This is a genomic window from Micromonospora sp. 4G55, assembly GCF_016803375.1.
This window is the reverse complement of sequence record NZ_JAEVHN010000707.1, coordinates 1-3067: the sequence shown is the minus strand read 5'-3', so window position 1 is coordinate 3067 and position 3067 is coordinate 1. Positions and strand designations below refer to the sequence as shown.

Below are 3067 nucleotides of genomic sequence, written 5' to 3'. Positions count from 1 at the left end.
CGGGCCGGATCGCGCCCCCGGTGTCCCCGAGCGGGCCGGGGCGGGCCGTCGACCATCAGAGACCTGACCCGGCCGCCCGGTAGTCCTGCCGGTGAATGCTCGGGAACCCGCCTCCCGATCGCGCCCGACCTCGGGCCCCGGTTGCGGCCGCCGGTCGGAGCCCGTCTCCTACCCGGGGGCGCTACCCGGCGGTCGGTGACACGCAGTAGACGTCGCCGGAGTTGACCTCGTGGGGCAGCGACCGGAGCCGCTCCGCCAGCTCCGTCGCCGACATCCACTCCTCAAAGGCCAGGGCCATGTCGTCGCCGAACGCGATGTTGAACGCCTCGAAGCCGAGCGCGGTGAGGCGGGCGACGCAGCGCCGCGCCACGGCCCGCTCGATCGTGGTGAACTCGAAGGAGAGCGCGGGCAGCGGGCGGCTCAGCCCCGCCAGCACCGCTTCCTCGAAGCCCTCGACATCGATCTTGACGAAGGTCGGCGTGCCGTGGCGGTCGATCAGGGAGTCGAGCGTCGTGGCGGCCACCTCGACCGTCGCGTCCCACACCTCGTCCTCCCAGCCGCCCGCGCCGTGCGCCGCCTGCAGGAAGTGCGAGGACGCCGTGGTGACCGTGGGATTGCGGGAGTTGACGTGCAGGCGGACGCTGCCCTCGTGCGCTCCGCAGGCCGCCGCGACGACGACGACGTCGTCCTCCCCGGCATAGATGCGCCGGATGGCGCGTACGCACAGCTGCTGCGGCTCCACGGCCACGACGCGCGCCCCGAGGCGACGGAAGCTGCCGGTCCGGTCGCCCACGTGGGCCCCGATGTCGAAGACCACGTCGCCGGGCCGGACGAAGCGGGCGTAGAACTCGTCCATCGCCGCCTCGCGCGCCGGATCGCCGTAGTAGGACTCCAGCGACCGGCGCAGCGACGACATGGCCGGATCAGCCTTGAGTGCCTCCACCGCGCGGGTACGAGCCCTCACCGGAAGACCGTAGCCCGGACCGGGCCCGGAAACGCCGGCAATCGACAACAGTCGGATGGCCCCGGCCGGGCGGGGGAGCCTGTCGCCGGGCGCGGGACGGGGCAGGATGGGTGGGTGGACATCGAGCCGGTCGACTGCGCCCCGCAGCAGCGGTTCCGGCGGGCGATCCTGGGGCAGCGCTGGGAACATCTCACCTTCCTGCACTGGGCGGTGGCGCCGGAGGTGGTCGCGCCCCTGCTGCCCGCCGGCACCCGTCCGGACACCCTCGACGGGCTCAGCTACGTCGGCCTGATCGGTTTCCGGATGGTGGGGCTGGGCCTCGGCACCGGGCCGGGGGTGCCGTACTTCGGCAGTTTCTGGGAGACCAACGTCCGGCTCTACTCGGTCGACCACACCGGCCGGCGGGCCGTGGTGTTCCGTTCGCTCGACGCGTCCCGGCTGGTGCCGGTGCTGGTCGCCCGGGCGACCCTGCGACTGCCGTACCTGTGGTCGGCGATGCGGCTGGACCGCGACGGTGACCGCTACACCTACCGGTGCCGGCGCCGCTGGCCCGGCCCGGTCGGAGCGACGAGCCGGATGGTGGTACGGGTGGGGGAGCCGATCGCCGAGCCGACCCCGCTGGAGCACTTCGTCACCGCCCGCTGGGGGCTGCACACCCGCGCGTACGGGCGCACGCTGCACCTGCCGAACTGGCATCCCCGCTGGCCGCTGCACCGGGCCGAGCTGCTGCGCCTGGACGACGAACTGGTCGCCGCCGCCGGGTTGCCGCCGCCGGCGGGACCGCCGGCCAGCGTGCTCTATTCGCCCGGCGTCCCGGTCCGGTTCGGCCCGCCGGTCACCCTGCCCGAGACCCGGTGACCGCGGCGCCCGTCGCTCGGCCAGGTGGGACGGGATCGCCGCGCCGTCGTCATCTGGTGCCGGTGGCCGACAGGATGGGCAGGCGGGCCAGGACGTTGGCGGTCGCCACCCGCACCGGATCGGGGTTGGCCCAGCTCCAGTTCGGGTGGGCCCGGTTGGTGAGGAGCACGAGGACGGTCCGGCGGGCGGGGCTCACCAGCAGCGACGTGCCGGTGAAGCCGGTGTGCCCGAAGGCGGTGGGGGCGCTGAGCCGACCCATGAACCACGGCTGGTGCAGCACCACGCCGAGCCCGTGGTCGGCGGTCCGGTTCGGCCGTTCCGGGTCGAGGGCGGGCAGCCCGGGGTTGGCGTTGGTCAGCATCCGGCGGACGGTGCTCTCGGCCAGGATCCGCTGTCCGCCGTACATGCCGCCGTCGAGCAGCAACTGGCCGATGACGGCGACCTCCTGGGCGGTGCTGAAGATGCCGGCGTGCCCGGCGATGCCGCCCAGGTGGTTGGCCACGTCGTCGTGCACCACGCCCCGGAGCAGCCCCCGCGAGGAGCGCGCGTCGGTGGCGACCAGCCGGGTGGCCCGGTCGGTGGCGCTGAGCCAGGTGTTCGGGTTGAAGCCGGTCCAGCGCAGGCCGAGCGGGTCGGTCAGCTCGGTCTTCAGCGCCTGGTCGAGCCGTTGGCCGGTCACCTTCTCCACCAGCTTGCCCACGACCATCAGCCCCACGCTCGAATAGCGGAACACCCGGCCCGGGATCGCCCCGCTGACCAGCGGGGTGGCCAGGACGGCCCGCCACTTCTCGGCCAGCGTGGCGTAGCCGGTCACCGTGGCACCCACGGGGAGCCCGCTGGTGTGCGCGAGCAGCATCGCCACCGTGACCGCCGACTTCCCCGCGCCGGTGAACTCCGGCAGGTAGCTCACCACCGGCGCGTCGAGGTCGAGTCGGCCCTGGTCGACCTGTCGCAGGGCGAGGATGGATGTGTAGACCTTGGTGATCGAGGCGAGGTCGAAGATGGAGTCGGTGCGCATCCGGACCCGCTCACCGGCGGGCAGGAGGACCGGCCCGGCACCGAAGCGCAGGGCCTCGCCGACGGCCGCCTCGGCGTACGGCTGCCCGCCGCTGAGCGCGAGCGCGACCGCCCCGGCGTACATCGGGTGCCTTCTTCGGGCCGTCCTCGTCCGGGTCGGTGGTGTTGACGTCCGCGAAGCCCGCGATGTCGGCGAAGAAGCTGGAGTTCTGCGCGCCGTTCGGCGAG

3 protein-coding genes are annotated in these 3067 nt (G+C 73.7%); 1 reads left to right on the top strand and 2 read right to left on the bottom strand.

The features are described 5' to 3' along the window. Positions 1-181: 181 nt before the first annotated feature. Entirely contained in the window at positions 182-916 is a 735-nt protein-coding gene (locus JNW89_RS32745) for an FkbM family methyltransferase (protein ID WP_238451995.1), read from the bottom strand. Positions 917-1078: 162 nt separating this feature from the next. Between JNW89_RS32745 and JNW89_RS32740 the strand changes: the two genes are divergently transcribed. Further along, positions 1079-1822: a YqjF family protein gene (locus tag JNW89_RS32740; RefSeq protein WP_238451994.1), complete on the top strand. Its 744-nt coding sequence runs from the start codon at positions 1079-1081 to the stop codon at positions 1820-1822. Positions 1823-1871: 49 nt separating this feature from the next. On the opposite strand, the gene JNW89_RS32735 is transcribed toward JNW89_RS32740, so the two are convergent. After that, positions 1872-2963, bottom strand: a complete 1092-nt coding sequence (locus JNW89_RS32735; protein ID WP_238451993.1) for a serine hydrolase — start codon at positions 2961-2963, stop codon at positions 1872-1874. Between the last annotated feature and the right edge of the window lie 104 nt (positions 2964-3067).